Source organism: Clostridium sp. BSD9I1 (genome assembly GCF_900185645.1).
GTDB lineage: Bacteria > Bacillota > Clostridia > Clostridiales > Clostridiaceae > Clostridium_AK.
This window is the reverse complement of the sequence record NZ_FYAM01000013.1, coordinates 1-17619: the sequence shown is the minus strand read 5'-3', so window position 1 is coordinate 17619 and position 17619 is coordinate 1. Positions and strand designations below refer to the sequence as shown.

Sequence of the window (17619 nt, the reverse complement as noted above, 5' to 3'; positions counted from 1 at the left end):
CAAGATGAGATTTCCCATAGCGTAAGCTAGTAAGACCCCTTGAAGAACACAAGGTTGATAGGTCAGAGGTGTAAGTGCAGTAATGCATTCAGCTGACTGATACTAATAGGTCGAGGGCTTGATCTAATTTATTACTCTGTGCAATTTTGAGAGAACAACTCTCTAATGAAACTCTTCAGCGTAGCTGATGAGTACTCTATCTCTAGAAGATCGAAGATTTTAAGAGCTAGAGCATCTGGTGATTATGGCTTGAAGGTAACACCCGTACCCATTCCGAACACGAAGGTTAAGCTTCAAAGCGCCAATGGTACTGCCGGGGAGGCCCGGTGGGAGAGTAGGTCGTTGCCAGGTAGAAAACACATCAGTTAATCTGATGTGTTTTTTAGTTTTTTGATTACATTTAGAACTAAGTATTTTGCTTAGTTCTTTTTATATATTCATTGAAAAATTAATCGTCTGACAATTAAGAATTTTTAATTGATATAAATTTACTTATAATATAAAATTAAAATAGAGAAATAATTTTATTAGGGGGATAACGTGGAAAAATATCTAAGATTTGAAGTAATAACAAAAGATAGAATGGGTATTACCTTAGAAATATTAGATAAGCTTTATAAGCTAGACATAAATCTTAGCTCTCTAGAGGTGTTTCCTGCAAAGGTATACATTAAGATAAAGGAAATATCTGAGAACAACAAGAAATTATTGAAAAGTCAATTACATAGTATAGATGGAGTTGATGCTATAAAAGAGGTTGAACTACTAGAATATGAAAAAAACGAAAGGAAGCTCTTTGCAGTTATTAACTCTGTAGATGATGGTATTTTATATATAAATAAAGACTTAGAAATAGAGATATTTAATAATTATTGTGAAAGTATATTTCACTATAAAAAAAGAGATGTACTTGGGAAGAATATAAAAACTATAATACAAGATGCTCTTATGGTAAAGGCTTTAGTTAGCGGAGAAGAATATAATAATATTGAAGTAAAAGTAAATACTCAAAAGGGTGAAAGTCATTATTTAACTAGTGGAAGAGCAATTAAAGATGATAATAATAACACTGTTGGAGTAGTTGCTTCAATTAAAGATATGGAAAAAGCTATTGAAATGGCAAAAGTAGTATCAGCTACAGATGAAGGAGCTTTTAAGGAAATAGTAGGTAACAGTCCATCTATCGAAAGAGTAAAAAATATAATTAAGACAGTAGCTAAGGGTACTTCAACTGTTATGCTAAGAGGAGAAAGTGGGACAGGTAAAGAGCTTTTTGCAAGAGCTATTCAAAACTTAAGCGATAGAAAAAATAAGAATTTTGTTACTATAAATTGTGCCGCTCTACCAGATAATTTAATTGAAAGTGAGTTGTTTGGATATGAGAAGGGAAGCTTTACTGGAGCTATTAATACAAAAGAAGGGCTTTTTAAGGAAGCGCATAAAGGAACTTTATTTTTAGATGAAGTTGGAGAATTATCATTAATATTACAAGCTAAACTTTTAAGGGTACTGCAGGAAGGAGTTATAAGAAAAGTAGGAAGCACCAAAGAAGAAAGAGTAGATGTAAGAATAATTGCTGCAACTAATAGAAATCTAGAAGATATGGTAGTAGAAGGAAAGTTTAGGGAAGATTTATATTATAGATTAAATGTAATACCTATATTTATTCCTCCTTTAAGAGAAAGAAGTGGAGATATACCAGATTTGGTTACATTTTTTATAAATAAGCTGAATAAAAAGCTGAATAAAAAGGTTTTAGGAGTTGAATCAGTATTTATAGATAGGCTAGTAAAGTATAATTGGCCGGGTAATATTAGAGAACTTCAAAATATTATAGAAAGATCGATGAATTTATGTAATAAAGAACTTTTAGAGGCTGACCATTTAATTATTCGACTTCCTGAAAACTCAAAAATAATAAATATTACTGCAGAAGATGAAGGAGGAATAAAATTAAAGGATATAGTTGAAATATGCGAAAAGGAAGCAATAATAAAGGCATTAAAGAAAAATAAAACTTGCAGAAAGGCTGCAAAGGCTTTAGGAGTATCTCATACTACAATAATAAATAAAATAAATAAATACAATATAAAGTGGAATGAATAATTTACAAGTGGAAATTATTCATTCCACTTTTTTACACAAAATGGTAGTAAATGTTTACATTAGTATTATCGACTGTAATAAAAGATTGGAATCCTTTTAAAGTAAGGAGTATACAACGAATTAATATTTTAATATAAACACTGGCATGAATGTTGCTAATATAATATTGTATAGAGACAATTGAAAAGTAAATTTAAAATAATTATAAAATTAAGGGGGATATAAGGATGAATAAAGAGCACATGATTAATATGGGATTTGGTACTAAGGCTATACATGGTGGACATGAAAAGGATGCACAATTTGGATCTCTTTCTACACCAATATATCAAACATCAACATTTATATTTGATACTGCAGAACAAGGTGGAAGAAGATTTGCTCTAGAGGAACCTGGATATATATATTCAAGATTGGGTAACCCAACCAGCTCAGAAGTAGAGAATAAAATGGCTATATTAGAAGGTGCTGAAGCAGCAGTTGCAACAGCTTCAGGAATGGGCGCTATATCTTCTGTATTATGGACATTACTAAAATCAGGAGACCACATAGTGGCAGCAGATACTCTTTATGGATGTACTTTTGCATTATTAAATCATGGAATTACTAGGTTTGGAATAGATGTGACCTTTGTAGACACTAGTAATTTAGAAGAAGTTAAAAATGCTATGAGATCTAACACAAGAATTGTTTATTTGGAAACACCTGCGAATCCAACATTAAAAATTACAGATATAGGAGTTATATCTGAAATAGCACATGAAGTTGAAGGATGTGTAGTAGTTGTAGATAATACATTTAGTACTCCATATATTCAAAGACCAATAGAGCTTGGGGCCGATATCGTTGTTCACTCTGCAACTAAATATTTAAATGGACATGGGGATGTTATAGCTGGATTTGCCGCTGGCAAGCAAGATGTTATAAATCAGGTTAGATTAGTTGGTATTAAGGATATGACAGGATCAGTGTTAAGTCCATTTGACGCTTTCTTAATTATAAGAGGTATGAAAACATTAGAAATTAGAATGGAAAGACATTGTGCAAATGCAATGAAAGTTGCTAAATTCTTAGAGACTCATCCAGCCGTTGATAAGGTATATTACCCAGGATTAGAAAGCTTTGAATATTATGATTTAGCTAAAAAGCAAATGAAATTACCAGGCGCTATGATATCCTTTGAACTTAAAGGTGGAGTTGAAGAAGGAAGAATGGTTATGAATACTGTTAAATTAGCTAGCTTAGCAGTAAGTTTAGGAGATACCGAAACGCTTATTCAGCATCCAGCTTCAATGACACATTCACCATATACGTCAGAAGAAAGAGCAGCAGCAGGAATAAGCGATGGATTAGTTAGGTTATCTGTTGGTCTTGAAACAGCTGAAGATATAATTGCAGATTTAAAACAAGCATTAGATTTAATAATATAATAGATTATTAATTTGTATATTATAGCTGTAAATACAATGACATTTTTGCAGCTATAATATAAATTTAATTAGCTCGAAGATATTGCAATAATCTTATTTTTCCATACCCATTGTAAATTTAAATTATATTAAGTTCCGTATTTATTTTAAGGGGGAATAGTCATGGAAAATAAATCAAATAAGTCAATATCAAATGGAAAAGCATTAATACCTTTCGTAATCTTTATTGCAGTTTATTTAGGTAGCGGACTAATTCTTCAAGCCAAAGGCACAGAAATGGCTTTTTATCAGCTCCCAGCACCAGTTGCAGCGTTTTGTGGTATTATTAGTGCATTTTTTATTCTAAAAGGAAGTATTAATGAAAAATTTGATACTTTTGTAAAGGGCTGTGGAGATTCAAATATAATTATAATGTGTATAATCTATTTACTAGCTGGAGCCTTTGCAACTGTATCTTCAGCTATGGGTGGAGTTGATTCCACTGTCAATTTAGGATTAACTTATATACCAGCAAACTATATAGTGGCAGGATTGTTTATTATATCTTGCTTCATATCCCTATCTACAGGAACTTCAGTTGGTTCAATAGTAGCTGTAGCACCTATTGCAGTAGGACTTGCTACCAAAGCAGGACTTTCCCTTCCGCTTACACTAGCATCTGTACTTGGTGGATCAATGTTTGGAGATAACTTATCCGTAATATCAGATACAACAATTGCTGCAACTAGAACTCAAGGTTGCGAAATGAGGGATAAGTTCAGAGTAAATATATATATAGCAGCACCAGCGGCAATCATAACATTAGTCTTATTACTTATATTTGGTAGACCAGAAACTATACCTGTAATGCAAAATTATGACTACAACATAATTAAAGTTTTACCATATTTATTTGTATTAGTACTATCTTTAGTTGGAGTAAATGTTTTTGCTGTATTAACAGGAGGAATTATTATTTCAGGCATAATTGGTTTGACATATGGAGATTTAACAGTTTTAACTTTTACACAACAAATATATGAAGGCTTCAAGAGCATGATAGAAATATTTTTGTTATCAATGCTTACTGGAGGACTTGCTGAAATGGTAACTAAAGCAGGCGGAATTCAATTCTTACTAGATAAAATTCAGCAAATGATGAAGAGTAAAAAATCAGGAGAAATTGGTATAGCAGCGCTTGTATCATTAACTGATGCTGCTGTTGCTAATAATACTGTTGCAATTATAATCAACGGGCCTATAGCTAAAGAAATGTGCAATAAATACAAGGTTGATCCTCGCAGAAGTGCATCATTACTAGATACTTTTTCTTGTATAATGCAAGGAATAATACCCTATGGTGCTCAGATGTTAATGCTTCTAAGCTTTACAAAGGGAGCAGTGTCTCCATTTCAAGTAATACCTTTAGCTTGGTATATATATCTTCTTGCTATATCAGCAATTACCTCAATATTCGTACCATTTGCTGATGGAAGTATAAAAAATAACCCATGGAAATGGGATAAAGAAAATGAAATAGAAGTTAAAGCATAGAACTTTCTTGTAAAAAAGTGAATGGAGGAAAAGCAATGAATAATAAATTAGTTGAAATCCGTTGGCATGGACGAGGTGGACAAGGCGCTAAAACAGCATCATTACTTTTAGCAGAAGCTGCTTTTAATGTTGGAATGTATGTTCAAGGATTTCCAGAATATGGACCAGAAAGAATGGGGGCACCAATAACTGCATATAACAGGATTGCTAATTTTGAGTTAAGAGTACACAGTAATATTTATGAACCAGACTATGTTGTTGTGGTAGATGAAACATTATTAAAGTCTGTACCCTGCACTAAAGGATTAAAAAAGGAAGGGGCTATAATAATCAATAGCAAAAAGAAACCAGAAGAGCTTAGAGTTGAATTAAAAGGATATGAAGGAAGAGTATATACAATAGATGCAAAGGGTATTTCAGAAGAAATATTAGGTGCAAATTTCCCCAATACACCAATGCTTGCAGCAGTAGTTAAAGTAAGCGGAGTATTAGAAGAAAAGCAATTTGTAGAGGATATGGAAAATTCATTTAAACATAAGTTTGCAAGTAAACCTCATGTTATCCCTAAAAATATTGAGGCACTTAAGAGATCCCTTCAGGAGGTGAATGGAATTGGGTAAAAGAATGAATATAAATTCAAATACAAAGTGGCATGAGTATCCAAGAGGTGGAGAAGTTCTTGATGCAGGTAATGCAGAAGAATTCAAAACTGGTGATTGGAGGTCTATGAAGCCAATTTGGCATGAAGATAAATGTAAACATTGTATGTTTTGTTGGGCTGTATGTCCTGACATGTCAATAGTGGTTAAAGATGAGAAAATGATAAAAATAGATTATGACTTCTGTAAGGGCTGTGGAGTTTGTACAAAGCAATGTAAATTTGGAGCACTAGATTTTGTATTAGAGGAATAAGAAGGAGGAAGAATAATGGCCAAGGCTGAACAAATCAGAAAGAGTTTAAGTGGTAATGAGGCAGTTGCTACAGCTATGATGCAAATAAATCCAGATGTAATGGCTGCATTTCCTATAACACCATCAACTGAGGTACCACAATATTTTTCATCATTTGTAGCAAATAGGCAGTGCACAACTGAGTTTGTACCAGTAGAATCAGAGCACAGTGCTATAAGTGCTTGTATAGGAGCATCAGGGGCAGGTGCAAGAGTATTTACTGCAACTTCTGCTAATGGATTAGCTCTTATGCATGAAATGCTATATATAGCTGCAGGAGACAGACTTCCAGTAATAATTGCAGCAGTAAATAGAGCGCTAGCATCTCCAATCAATATACACAATGATCATTCGGATACAATGGGAGAAAGAGATACAGGATTTATTCAAATTTATGCTGAAAATGTCCAAGAGGCATATGATAATTTTATACAAACTGTAAAAATAGCAGAGCATCCAGAGGTTATGACCCCCGCTATGGTTTGCTATGATGGATTTATTACATCTCATGCTGTTGAAAATTTTTATATGTTAAATAATGAGGATGTTGAAGGTTTTGTAGGAGAAAATAAGAGGGTTGAAGATGGTCTTCTTGGAAAAGAAAATAAACTGATAGGTGCATTAGGGCTTCAAGATGTATATATGGAGATGAAAAGACAGCAATTAGAAGGGTTATTAAATGCTAAAAGGGTATGTTTAGAGGTAGCTAAAGAATTTGAAGAATTAACAGGAAGAAAATACGGATTTTTTGAAGAATATAAGTTAGATGATGCTGATTACGCCATAGTTATTATAGGATCATCGGCTGGAACAGCTAAGAGAGCCATTGATGATTTAAGGATTAAAGGAGTCAAAGCAGGACTTCTTAAGATAAGATTATTCAGACCATTCCCAAGTGAAGAAATTGCTAAAGCACTTAAAAATGCTAAAGCTATAGCTATAATGGATAAATCAGAAGGCATGTCTGGAAACGGCGGCCCATTATATACTGATGTTGTAAGCTCTTTATATGGAATATCAGATAATAAAATAATAATGAGCTTTATCTATGGATTGGGTGGAAGAGATGTTAAAGTAAGCAGCATAGAAAAAGTGTATAATGAATTACAAAATGCAGTTAAGACAGGTAAATATAAGCGACATAACTATTTGGAAGTAAGAGAATAGGGGGGAGCGAAATGGCAACATTAAAAGAGTTAACTAAAGTCAAAGAAAGAATAACTGCCGGACATAAAATGTGTGCTGGATGTGGTGCTCCAATGGTTGTGAAATGGGTTCTGAAAGCTGTGAGGGAAGAAGATCAAGCTGTAATTTCCAATGCTACAGGGTGTCTTGAAGTTTCCTTTGGAGTTTACCCATATAGTGCATGGAAGGATTCGTATATTCATACAGCTTTTGAATGTGCTGCTGCTACAGGCAGCGGTGTAGAAGTTGCTTATAGAGCATTAAAGGCAAGAGGAAGAATTGAAGATAATTATAAATTTATAACATTTGGTGGAGATGGAGGTACCTACGATATTGGATTTCAATCCCTATCAGGAGCAATGGAAAGAGGACATGATATGCTTTATGTTTGCTATGATAATGGAGCTTACATGAATACTGGCATTCAAAGATCATCAGCAACTCCATTAGGAGCAGATACAACTACAACACCTCAAGGAAAAGAATCTTTTGGAAAACAACAGTATAGAAAAGATTTAACTCAAATAATGGTAGGACATCATTTGCCCTATGTGGCTCAAACAGTCCCTGTAATACCCGGAACCAAATATATGATGGATTTATATAACAAATCTAATAAAGCTATAAATGAAATTAAAGGCCCAAAATTTATGAATGTATTAACTCCATGTCCAAGAGGATGGAGATGTGATACTGAAAGTGAATTAGACTCAATTAAAGCAGCTGTTGAAACTTGTTGGTGGCCTCTATATGAAGTAATTGATGGGGAATATAAGTTAAACTACAGGCCAAAAGAAAGATTACCAATAGAGGAATGGTTAAATCTACAAGGAAGATTTAAGCACTTATTCAAATCAAAAGAGGGAAAAGTTAAGATAGCTGAAATTCAAAATGAAGTTGATAAAAGATGGAAGAATTTATTATTTCTTTGTGGATACAATGAATAGACTTTAAGATAATATTTGAATTTGCTTCTATGTAAAGAGGAGTTTCTCGTAACGTATATACGTCACGAGGAGCTTTTTTTCTTTAAATATTCTCAAATACCATAAAGTCGTGAGTTTTATTCAAATATAAAGCAAACTAAACATAACTCTAATATAGTAGTATAATAAATAAATGAATTATGGAGTAAAGGAGAATTGAAATGAACGACGAAAATGGTTTTGAAGGGTTAGGAAAAATATTAAAAACAAAACATGCTAACTGCTTTGAGGTAATGAAACCTAAAATTATACAATATACTGCTAAAGAAAGTTTAACTATAGGATTTCCGGTTTTAGAAGAATATCTAAATCCTGATGGAAGAATGCAGGGAGGCTTTATAACTGCCGCTTTTGATAATGCCTTTGGTGCTTTATGTTTTTATGAAGTTAAAGATTTAGCTTTACCAGCAACTATAGATATAAGTACTAGTTATCAAAGACCTATATTTATGGGGGATGAACTTATAATAACTGTTGACATAAAATCCATGGGAAATACCATAGTACATATGACAGGAGATGCAAGGAATAGAGAGGGAAAGTTAGTTGCCACAAGTACAACTAATATAATGCTTTTAAAAGATGATACTAAGATAAAATAAATATTTAAACACTAAAAGTAAAGCTATTAGGATAAAAAATTTATCTTAATAGTTTTACTTTTATAAGTTGACAATAAAACTGCACTAGTGTATTATGTTATTAGTACACTAGTACTATGTAACATTCGCGATAATAGGGAGGTGCAATATGAGTATAAACTTTGACGATAAAAGTCCAATATATGTTCAAGTAATTAATATGATAAAAAAGCAAATGGTAGCAAGAGAGTTAAAAGGGGGAGATAAATTGCCGTCTGTAAGAGATTTATCAGCAGAATTAAAAGTTAATCCTAATACTATTCAAAGAGTGTATAAAGAACTTGAAAGAGAAGGATTAGCATTTACCCAAAGAGGTATGGGAACCTTTATAACAGAAGATGAAAATGTAATACATAACTTAAGAAGAGATACTGCAAAGGAAATAATGAGTTCTTTCATAGAGGGTATGAAACATTTAGGATTCAATAATGCAGAAATAATAAATATGATTGAGAAAAAGTTAAAGGAGGAAAATTAAAAGTGAATATAGTGTTAGAGACTAAAGATTTATCTAAAAGCTATTTTACAAAGAAAGCATTGAAGAATATAAATATGTCTTTAGAAAAAGGGAAGGTACTTGGGCTCTTAGGACCTAATGGAAGTGGAAAAACTACATTTATAAAAATTGCTGTGGGAATTTTAAGACAATCCAGTGGAGAAATTCGAATTGATGGAAAAAAACCAGGGGTGGACACAAAAGCAGTAGTGTCATATCTTCCTGATAGAAATTATCTATATAAATGGATGAAGATAAAGGATTCGGTAGAGTTTTTTAAAGACTTTTACAAGGATTTTCATGAAGAAAGGTGTAGCGAACTTTTGAAATTTATGAAACTTGAAGAAGATATGAAGATAACTTCTTTATCAAAGGGAATGATGGAAAAATTAAACTTGACTTTAGTGCTGTCAAGAAAAGCTAAGTTATATATATTAGATGAACCACTAGCGGCAGTTGATCCTGTAGCTAGGGAACAAATACTTGATGCAATTATTCAAAGTTACAATGAGGAAAGTTCTATGATTATAACAACTCATCTTGTAAAAGACATTGAAAGAGTATTTGATGATGTAGCTTTAATAAAAGATGGAGAAATAGTTCTTTCAGGAAATGCTGAAGATTTAAGAATGGAAAAAGGTATGTCTATTGATGAACTATTTAGGGAGGTATTTAAATAATGGATAAGTTAATAAAATATGAGTTAAAAGGAGACTATAAATTATTTGGCATAATATTTACAATTGCTATTCTATTAAATGGTGGTCTTTTCACTAGAATAGATAAGTGGGAAGAGGGAATTATCATAGCTTTAACTACAATGATCAGTTCATTTTTATTCTTAACCATTTTAATATTTGTAATTAAATCCTTTGAAAAGGAAATGTATGAAGATAGAGGATATTTAACCTTTACATTGCCAGTTAGTGGAAGAAAAATAGTAGGAGCTAAGCTTATTACTGCACTAATATGGTTTGCAGTAGCAGGTATACTATCACTCATATCCATAAGAATACTCTTTGGCCTTGTATTTGATCAATCAATTATAAATGAACTTAGTACAAGGTTAAGTACTTTTATCAATATGAAAACTATCTTAGCGGTAATTTTATTTGGAATAATAAATATAATAACCCTTTTGTTATTAGTATATTTTTCAATAACTATTACGAGAGTGGCGCTAAAGGGTAAAAAGGTTAGTAAGTTCTTAGGGTTTGTAGCGTTTGTAGCATTAAATGCAGCTATTGCTTATATTGAATATAAAATAATACAGCTTTTTCCCCAAACAATAAGCTTTATGCCAGAGCTTTTACAAGGGTTCCCAGCAAATGCTGAGCCAATGCTACTTGATGGAACACTAATAACTATTAGGAATTCAGGTTTAAATATTAATATAGCAGCTGTAATTTATAATATTGTTATTTATGTAGGGTTATTTTTGGGAACAGGATATCTTATAGATAATAAAATAGATATTTAGAAGTATTCCGACGGTTTTCAATGCTCTGGGGTGCATGGAATTTTCATCTAGGAAGACTATTGAGTTATGGTAACATCTCAGTAAGCTGAGATGTGCTGATTTATAATGAAATCATAGATTTCTATAGATCATGCAACAACGGCTAATATTTATAAATTAAAAATTTCTAAATAAAGCCGTTTTAAAGCTTATTCAATGTCTTCTACGATGAAAATTCCATACTTCCAGGGCATTAAAAAGTTCTTCATTTGAACTGCTGAAGGAAGAAATTCAGCTAACTCAATTTCTAAAATATTTTATGGAAGCAGCCCTGGAGGGTTGCAAGAATTTGTATGTATTAATATTTCATAAAATATTATAAAAATGCTATTGAAATAATGAGAAAGTATAGTTACAATATAAGTGTACTATATTTAATAGTACACTTAATACAGGGGGTGCGGTTGTGAAAAGAAAAAATTTTGTTGGTTTAGTGGTAGCATTACTAGTTTTACCTTTGGCAATGGCCTTTTATTCGGGAAACAGGAATTATGAAAGAAAAACTACTTATGATACTCCAGAAAAGGTTATAGAAGAATTCTTTAAAAGCTGGAATTTTGATAAAAATAAGTTAAGAAGTAACCATATGTATTCACAGGACTATAAGGATTGCCTATCTGAGAGGCTTAGAATGCTTCATGAAGAAAATGGATTTACAGCTTCTCCGGATAGAAGTTCTGGAAAGGCACAGTTAAAAAGTTTTGAACTTATAAAAGATGAAAAAGTTATAAGGGACATAAATCTTCAATATGCCTATTATGATAGCAATACAAAGCAAGTAATCTCAGGAGTTAATGCCTATTATAAAGATTTTATAAAAGATGTGCCTGAAGAAATAAGATTTTATAGAGTGGATTATAAAGGAGAAAACTTGTATGATACAGAAAGTAGTCCAGAAAACTTTACAAGGATATATACTCTTATAAAAAAGGATGGACATTGGACTATAGATAATTTTGGAGATAGCGGAAATTATCATATATTAAATGAGGAAAATGCAAATTAGGGGGAATAGCAATTGATAGTAATTGATCCAAGAAGTAGTACTCCCATATATGAACAGATAGTTATTAAAATTAAAGAGCTTATATTAAAAGGTGTGTTAGAGCCGGGGGATAAGCTGCCTTCTGTAAGAGAACTTTCAGGTATAATTACAGCAAACCCTAATACAGTAAGCAAAGCTTATGCAGAGCTTGAAAGACAAAAGGTTATTGAAACTATAAGAGGACGAGGTACCTTTGTTGTTGAAAATTATAAACCTAGAATTCAGGAGGACAGAATGGAAGCTTTAAAAGAAGATTTAAAGAAAGTAATTCTTGAAGCCAAGTATATGGGGCTTACGAAAGAGGAGCTTGTAGATATAATGGATATTTATTATGAAGAATTTAACACACATGGAGAGGAGGGGAAGAATTGATAGAAATAAAGGGCTTAAGTAAAATGATAGAAGATAAATACATATTAAAGGAAATAAATCTTAAGGTTAACAAAGGAAGTATATTTGGAATTATAGGGCCTAATGGAGCGGGAAAGAGTACCCTTATAAGATGCCTCACAGGTATATATGGATTGGAAGAAGGAGAAATACTTTACGAAGGGCAAAGTGTTTATGAAAATATAGACGTAAAAAATAAAATAGGATATGTGGCAGATGAAAATAACTTTTTCTCTACATTTAAGCTTATAGACATTGTAAATTACTACAAATTAGCTTACAAAAACTTCGATGAAGAAAGATTTAAAGAGTTAAATAAAGAATTTAAAATGAATACTAAAGAGAGGTTTTTTCAGCTATCAAAGGGAAATAAAATGAAGTTCGCCATTATGATGGCTATGTGTATACACCCTGAATATCTAATATTAGATGAGCCTACCTCTGGAATAGATCCAATATTTAAAAGAAAGTTTATTGAAATGCTACTAAATGAAGTAGCAGAAAAGGGAACTACAATTATAATATCTTCTCATAATTTATCTAATGTAGAGAGAATATGTGACACTGTAGCAATATTAAATAATGGAAAGGTCACAGCAGTAAGCTCTATAGATGATATGAAAAATAAGATTAAAAAGCTTCAGGTGGCATTTAAGGCAGCAATTAAAGAAGAAGAACTAAAAATTCATGGAGTAGTTAAGATTGAAAATGTAGGAAGAGTTTATAATATAGTAACTACTGATTATGGAGCAGAACTAATAGACAAAATCAATTCACTAAACCCTCTATTTGTAGAAGAACTTGATTTAAGTCTTGAAGATATATTCATATATACCATAGAAGGGGAGGGAAAATAAAATGAAGAAGTTTTTAAACAAAGCAGTTCTATTTGAAACCCTAATTTCTATGAAATATATAATAATTTTAGAATTTTTAGTTGTGGTTGTTGGAGCTTTGACGAAGATATCAGAAGTCCATAACTCAATACTTAATAACTTTGATTACTTTAGAAGTTACTTGTCAATAGATATTATAGTAATAATGATGATACTTGCTGCAATGAACTTTCTTATCTCCATAGGAGTTATGGGTATTAATAAACATAAAAACTTTTTATTTTTAAGTTCCCAGCCTATAACAAGAGAAGAAATGGTATTTACAAAAGGGTTTATAGCCTTGTCGTTAAGTTTTATAAATGTAGCATTATATATGTATATAAACTATATAGATTTTATAGCAAATAAACAATTATATAAGTATTTTTTAATAAATTATAATAATCAATTTCTAATAAAAGAGCTTATACTATTAATTACATTTTCTATAGGTTTCTTTACTTATATATTTTTAATAAATGGGATAGTAAACAATGGAATAGCAGCCATAATAACTACTATAGCAATACCATGTTATCCTTTTGCATTTGTGCTGCTTGCACATAGTTTAGTACCTTATAGATTTCGTGGATTTTTAAGTGAAATACTTGATTATATATTGAGCAATATATTCAGCTATGCTAATGGAGAAAAGATATTTAAGGTAACTGTTATAGCCTCCTTGATAATAATATCAATATGTGCTGCAGTGTGGAAACTAATAATAATAAATATATATAAGAAAATAAGAATCGAAAATATGAATAAGCTTTTCATATCAAATACAGTAAGTAAGATTATAAATATTTTAATGTGTATAGTACTTAGTTTATTGATGGGAAATATAATGGTAGCTGTAGTTTTTATATTTTTGAATATATTTATAGCAAATCCTTACCAATCTATTCAAATGCCTAGGATAATTTTGCTCATTTCAAGTATAATTGCAGCGCCTATGATTTATAAAATGCAAAATAAGTTAACAAAATTATATAGGTCAAATTAGTATTATAAATAAATCGGTGAATAAGCATATTAATTAGATGTTAAAAGGAGAGAATTTGTGTGAATATACTTGAAGTAAAGGATGTAAAAAAACAATTAGGAAAAAGAGAAATAATAAAAGGTATAAGTTTTAATGTAAAACAGGGAGAGATATTTGGATTTTTAGGCCCCAATGGAGCAGGGAAAACTACTACTATAAGAATGCTTGTGGGACTTATTTCTCCAAACTCTGGAAGTATAAAAATAGATGGTCATGATATAAAAGGTGAAAGAGAGATGGCACTTAGTGCAGTAGGAGCAGTGGTTGAAAATCCAGAGCTTTATACTTATTTATCTGGCAGGGAAAACTTAATGCAAATTGCAAGAATTAGAGGAATTAGTAAAGCTTATGTAGAGGAAATTATTGAGCTTGTAGAACTTAAAGATAGAATAGGGGATAAAGTAAAAAAGTATTCTCTTGGTATGAAGCAAAGGCTGGGACTTGCAGCAGCACTTATTGCAAAACCTAAACTTTTAATTTTAGATGAACCTACCAATGGACTTGACCCAACGGGTATTATGGATTTTAGGAAAATAGTGAGGAAGGCAGCTCATGAAACAAATACAGCGGTTTTTATATCTTCACACATCTTAAGCGAAGTGCAAACACTTTGTGATACTGTTGCTTTTATAAATAATGGAGTAATTCAAAGTGTTGAAAGTATAAATGGAGGTATTGTAAAAGAAAACACAGAAACTATAATTTTATCTGTTAAAGAAATTGAAAAGTGTAGAGAGATATTAAAGAGCTTGAATTGTGTTCAGGGAATATCCTTTAAAGAAGATGTATTTAAGCTAATTATTGATAAAAATTCAATACCTGAAATTATATTTAAATTAGCAGAAAATAAAATTCATATAGAAGAAGTTTATAAGAAGCATGTAGAACTTGAAGATAGGTACTTAGAAATCGTAGAGGGAGGAAAAGTGGTATGATTACACTAAAGCTGATAGGTAATGAATTAATAAAATTGATGAATAGAAAGAAAACCTTAGCTATAACTCTTTTATTTGCATTACTTATAGCGTTTGTAGGATTTGCAACATATAAGAATGCAGAAAATATGAGAGAATGGAATAATCCAGAACGAAGAATTCAAATGGAAAAAGAAAATATAGCTCAGTATGAAAGAATGAGGAAAGATAGTACTATACCTGATAGTGATAAAGTTCATTTTGATGAAGAAATTAAAATAGCAAATGAAAGAATTGATTCTGTTAAGAAGGAACAAAAGAGTGAAAAACTTGATTGGAAAGTTACACTAAGTGAAGAGATTAAAGGTATGGAAGAACAATTAAAGAGTGCTGAAATGTCTTCAGAAGAAAAGGAAAGAGTTAAAATTAATTTAAATACAAGAAAATATCTTTTATCTAATAATATACAGCCAGAAGAAAATTCATATGAGCCAACAGCATCTGTATTTATAAGAGATTTATTTGGAATGCTTGGAATGATATTTCTTGCAGTAGGAGTAATTATATTTAGTTCAGATATGGTATCAGGGGAGTATACACCTCCAACAATGAAGTTTTTATTAACTCAACCTGTATCAAGGGGAAAGGTACTATTTTCAAAATTTATGGCATTAATTTTATCCTCTACTGTAATAATACTTTTAGTAGAATTTATTGCATTTATAGTTATGGGGATATTATTTAGGTTCGGAAGTATGGGGTATCCTGTATCAGTAGGAACACGCTATATTTATGATAGTATCACAAGAGGCAATGCTGGAGAACAAGTTATAAAAATAATTGAAGGAAGTACATATATAATTCCTATGTGGCAATATATACTTCAAATGTTTCTAATGCAAGTTTTATTTATAATAGCATCTGCATCTTTTGCATTTTTATTATCTACAGTAGTAAAAAGCAGCATGGTATCTATGGCTGTAAGTACGGTTAGTGTAGTAGCTTTTACTATATTTCAAGCAATGCCATATACCAGAAAATATGTGCAATATCTTTTTACTACTTATGGAGATGTAGGTAAAATTGTAAGTGGAAATATTGCTCAAATGCTTAATAACCCTAGTGTTACATCTATGTATGCAATAGTATTGCTTTTAATGTGGGCAGTGATAAGCTATATAATTTCTCATATTGTATTTGTAAAAAAAGATATATTGATATAAAAGCTATAAAAACAGATAGGTACAAGTAAAGTACCTATCTGTTTTTATTTGAAATTTATGTATTAAATTGAATAACCTAACAGTATAATTAGATTAGATTATAGTGACATGTAAATGGGGAGGTTGGGATATGAAGCCGATAATAGGTATAACAACATTTAAAGAATATAAAGAACAGAGAGAGTATAATTCTTTAGATTGTGCTTACATTAACTCTGTAACTTCAGCAGGAGGTGTGCCTTTATTATTGCCTGTAATTAATAATAAAGAAGATATAAAGCAATATTTAAATAATATTGATGGATTGATTTTTAGTGGGGGAGAGGACATATTACCTGAAATTTATGGAGAGAATCCAATAAATGAGCTAAGAGCCATATCTACTGAAAGAGATTTTTTTGAAATAGAATTATTTAAACTTGCATATGATATGGATAAGCCTATTTTAGGAATTTGTAGGGGAATTCAACTGATAAATGTGGCCAGCGGAGGAACTCTATATCAAGATATTCATGTACAAAGGGAAAATGCATTAGGACATTATCCTACAAAAATAAAGAGAGATAGTTTATATCATTTTATAGATATAGAGAAGGGTAGCAAATTGTTTGATATATTTAATGAAGAAAGGATAATGGTAAACTCTTTTCATCATCAATCCGTTAAAAATGTTTCTCAGTCGTTTAGGATAACAGCTAGAAGTTATGATGGAATAATTGAAGCGATAGAAGCTAAGGATAAGAAATTTGTAGTAGGAGTTCAATGGCACCCAGAAGCTTTAGTAACGAATCACAAAGAGTTTGAAAAGTTATTTGGGCAATTTATTGATGCAGCTAAAAGCAAATAGAAGTTTATTTAAGGATATATACAACAATATAATAGTATATATCCTTAAAATGATCAAATACTATTCCAGGTGTGTCAATACAATGGATATGGAGAAAAAATATAAAAAAGTGAGTATAATTAATTTAATTTAAGATAATAATAAATAATAATATAATATAAAAAAACTAATCATGATAAGATAACATTCGTCGCTGAGATGAGCGATAAGCAAATCAAATGATTGATAACAACTTGAAAAAATATTTTCAAAAGTTGTTGACAATAAGAAACAAAAATGTTAATATGTAAAAGTCGCTTAGAGCGGCAGGGTCTTTGAAAATTGAACAGAGAATAGAAACCAGTCAATTACTTAACAGTTAAATGTTAAGAAACGCGATGAGCGAAACAGATTAAACTTTTAAATTGAGAGTTTGATCCTGGCTCAGGACGAA

Annotated in this window: 18 protein-coding genes and 2 rRNA genes; all 20 read left to right on the top strand. The window is 31.1% G+C overall.

Going from position 1 to position 17619, the window contains the following annotated elements; translation table 11 throughout:
• Positions 1 to 126: ribosomal RNA gene (locus BSD9I1_RS07215) — 23S ribosomal RNA — on the top strand; the annotation flags it as partial.
• 108 nt (positions 127 to 234) lie between these two features.
• Positions 235 to 351 (top strand): 5S ribosomal RNA (gene rrf / locus BSD9I1_RS07210).
• A 189-nt stretch (positions 352 to 540) separates the two neighbouring features.
• Complete coding sequence (locus BSD9I1_RS07205) at positions 541 to 2106, top strand: sigma 54-interacting transcriptional regulator (RefSeq protein WP_186429786.1); 1566 nt, start codon at positions 541 to 543, stop codon at positions 2104 to 2106.
• A 227-nt stretch (positions 2107 to 2333) separates the two neighbouring features.
• The gene (gene megL / locus BSD9I1_RS07200; RefSeq protein ID WP_186429785.1) at positions 2334 to 3536 is read left to right on the top strand and encodes a methionine gamma-lyase; all 1203 of its coding nucleotides are present in this window, start codon (positions 2334 to 2336) and stop codon (positions 3534 to 3536) included.
• 162 nt (positions 3537 to 3698) lie between these two features.
• Complete coding sequence (locus BSD9I1_RS07195; RefSeq protein WP_186429784.1) at positions 3699 to 5069, top strand: Na+/H+ antiporter NhaC family protein; 1371 nt, start codon at positions 3699 to 3701, stop codon at positions 5067 to 5069.
• Positions 5070 to 5104: 35 nt separating this feature from the next.
• Positions 5105 to 5689, top strand: a complete 585-nt coding sequence (locus tag BSD9I1_RS07190) for a 2-oxoacid:acceptor oxidoreductase family protein (RefSeq protein WP_035311342.1) — start codon at positions 5105 to 5107, stop codon at positions 5687 to 5689.
• Positions 5676 to 5981, top strand: a complete 306-nt coding sequence (locus tag BSD9I1_RS07185; RefSeq protein ID WP_186429783.1) for a 4Fe-4S binding protein — start codon at positions 5676 to 5678, stop codon at positions 5979 to 5981. Before BSD9I1_RS07190 ends, BSD9I1_RS07185 begins: the two co-directional genes overlap by 14 nt.
• A 15-nt stretch (positions 5982 to 5996) precedes the next feature.
• On the top strand, positions 5997 to 7187 hold the full coding sequence (porA, locus tag BSD9I1_RS07180) for a pyruvate ferredoxin oxidoreductase (protein ID WP_186429782.1): 1191 nt from the start codon (positions 5997 to 5999) through the stop codon (positions 7185 to 7187).
• A gap of 11 nt (positions 7188 to 7198) precedes the next feature.
• On the top strand, positions 7199 to 8152 hold the full coding sequence (locus BSD9I1_RS07175) for a thiamine pyrophosphate-dependent enzyme (RefSeq protein WP_186429781.1): 954 nt from the start codon (positions 7199 to 7201) through the stop codon (positions 8150 to 8152).
• 200 nt (positions 8153 to 8352) lie between these two features.
• On the top strand, positions 8353 to 8793 hold the full coding sequence (locus BSD9I1_RS07170; RefSeq protein ID WP_186429780.1) for a PaaI family thioesterase: 441 nt from the start codon (positions 8353 to 8355) through the stop codon (positions 8791 to 8793).
• A gap of 148 nt (positions 8794 to 8941) precedes the next feature.
• On the top strand, positions 8942 to 9310 hold the full coding sequence (locus BSD9I1_RS07165) for a GntR family transcriptional regulator (RefSeq protein ID WP_035311350.1): 369 nt from the start codon (positions 8942 to 8944) through the stop codon (positions 9308 to 9310).
• Positions 9311 to 9312: 2 nt separating this feature from the next.
• Positions 9313 to 10008: an ABC transporter ATP-binding protein gene (locus BSD9I1_RS07160; protein ID WP_186429779.1), complete on the top strand. Its 696-nt coding sequence runs from the start codon at positions 9313 to 9315 to the stop codon at positions 10006 to 10008.
• Positions 10008 to 10808: a hypothetical protein gene (locus BSD9I1_RS07155; RefSeq protein ID WP_186429778.1), complete on the top strand. Its 801-nt coding sequence runs from the start codon at positions 10008 to 10010 to the stop codon at positions 10806 to 10808. Before BSD9I1_RS07160 ends, BSD9I1_RS07155 begins: the two co-directional genes overlap by 1 nt.
• 445 nt (positions 10809 to 11253) lie before the next feature.
• Positions 11254 to 11853 carry a hypothetical protein gene (locus BSD9I1_RS07150; RefSeq protein WP_035311354.1) on the top strand — a complete coding sequence of 200 codons (600 nt, stop codon included), beginning with the start codon at positions 11254 to 11256 and terminating at the stop codon, positions 11851 to 11853.
• 12 nt (positions 11854 to 11865) lie between these two features.
• Complete coding sequence (locus BSD9I1_RS07145) at positions 11866 to 12264, top strand: GntR family transcriptional regulator (protein WP_186429777.1); 399 nt, start codon at positions 11866 to 11868, stop codon at positions 12262 to 12264.
• Positions 12261 to 13139, top strand: coding sequence for an ABC transporter ATP-binding protein (locus BSD9I1_RS07140; protein ID WP_186429776.1), 879 nt, complete (start codon positions 12261 to 12263; stop codon positions 13137 to 13139). The genes BSD9I1_RS07145 and BSD9I1_RS07140 overlap by 4 nt, the downstream gene beginning before the upstream one ends.
• A gap of 1 nt (position 13140) precedes the next feature.
• Positions 13141 to 14163 (top strand): hypothetical protein, encoded by a 1023-nt coding sequence (locus BSD9I1_RS07135; protein WP_186429775.1) that lies wholly within the window; start codon positions 13141 to 13143, stop codon positions 14161 to 14163.
• A gap of 59 nt (positions 14164 to 14222) precedes the next feature.
• Positions 14223 to 15137, top strand: coding sequence for an ABC transporter ATP-binding protein (locus tag BSD9I1_RS07130; RefSeq protein ID WP_186429774.1), 915 nt, complete (start codon positions 14223 to 14225; stop codon positions 15135 to 15137).
• Positions 15134 to 16339 (top strand): ABC transporter permease subunit, encoded by a 1206-nt coding sequence (locus BSD9I1_RS07125; protein ID WP_242966439.1) that lies wholly within the window; start codon positions 15134 to 15136, stop codon positions 16337 to 16339. The genes BSD9I1_RS07130 and BSD9I1_RS07125 overlap by 4 nt, the downstream gene beginning before the upstream one ends.
• A 130-nt stretch (positions 16340 to 16469) precedes the next feature.
• Positions 16470 to 17186 (top strand): gamma-glutamyl-gamma-aminobutyrate hydrolase family protein, encoded by a 717-nt coding sequence (locus BSD9I1_RS07120; protein WP_035311366.1) that lies wholly within the window; start codon positions 16470 to 16472, stop codon positions 17184 to 17186.
• Positions 17187 to 17619 lie beyond the last annotated feature (433 nt).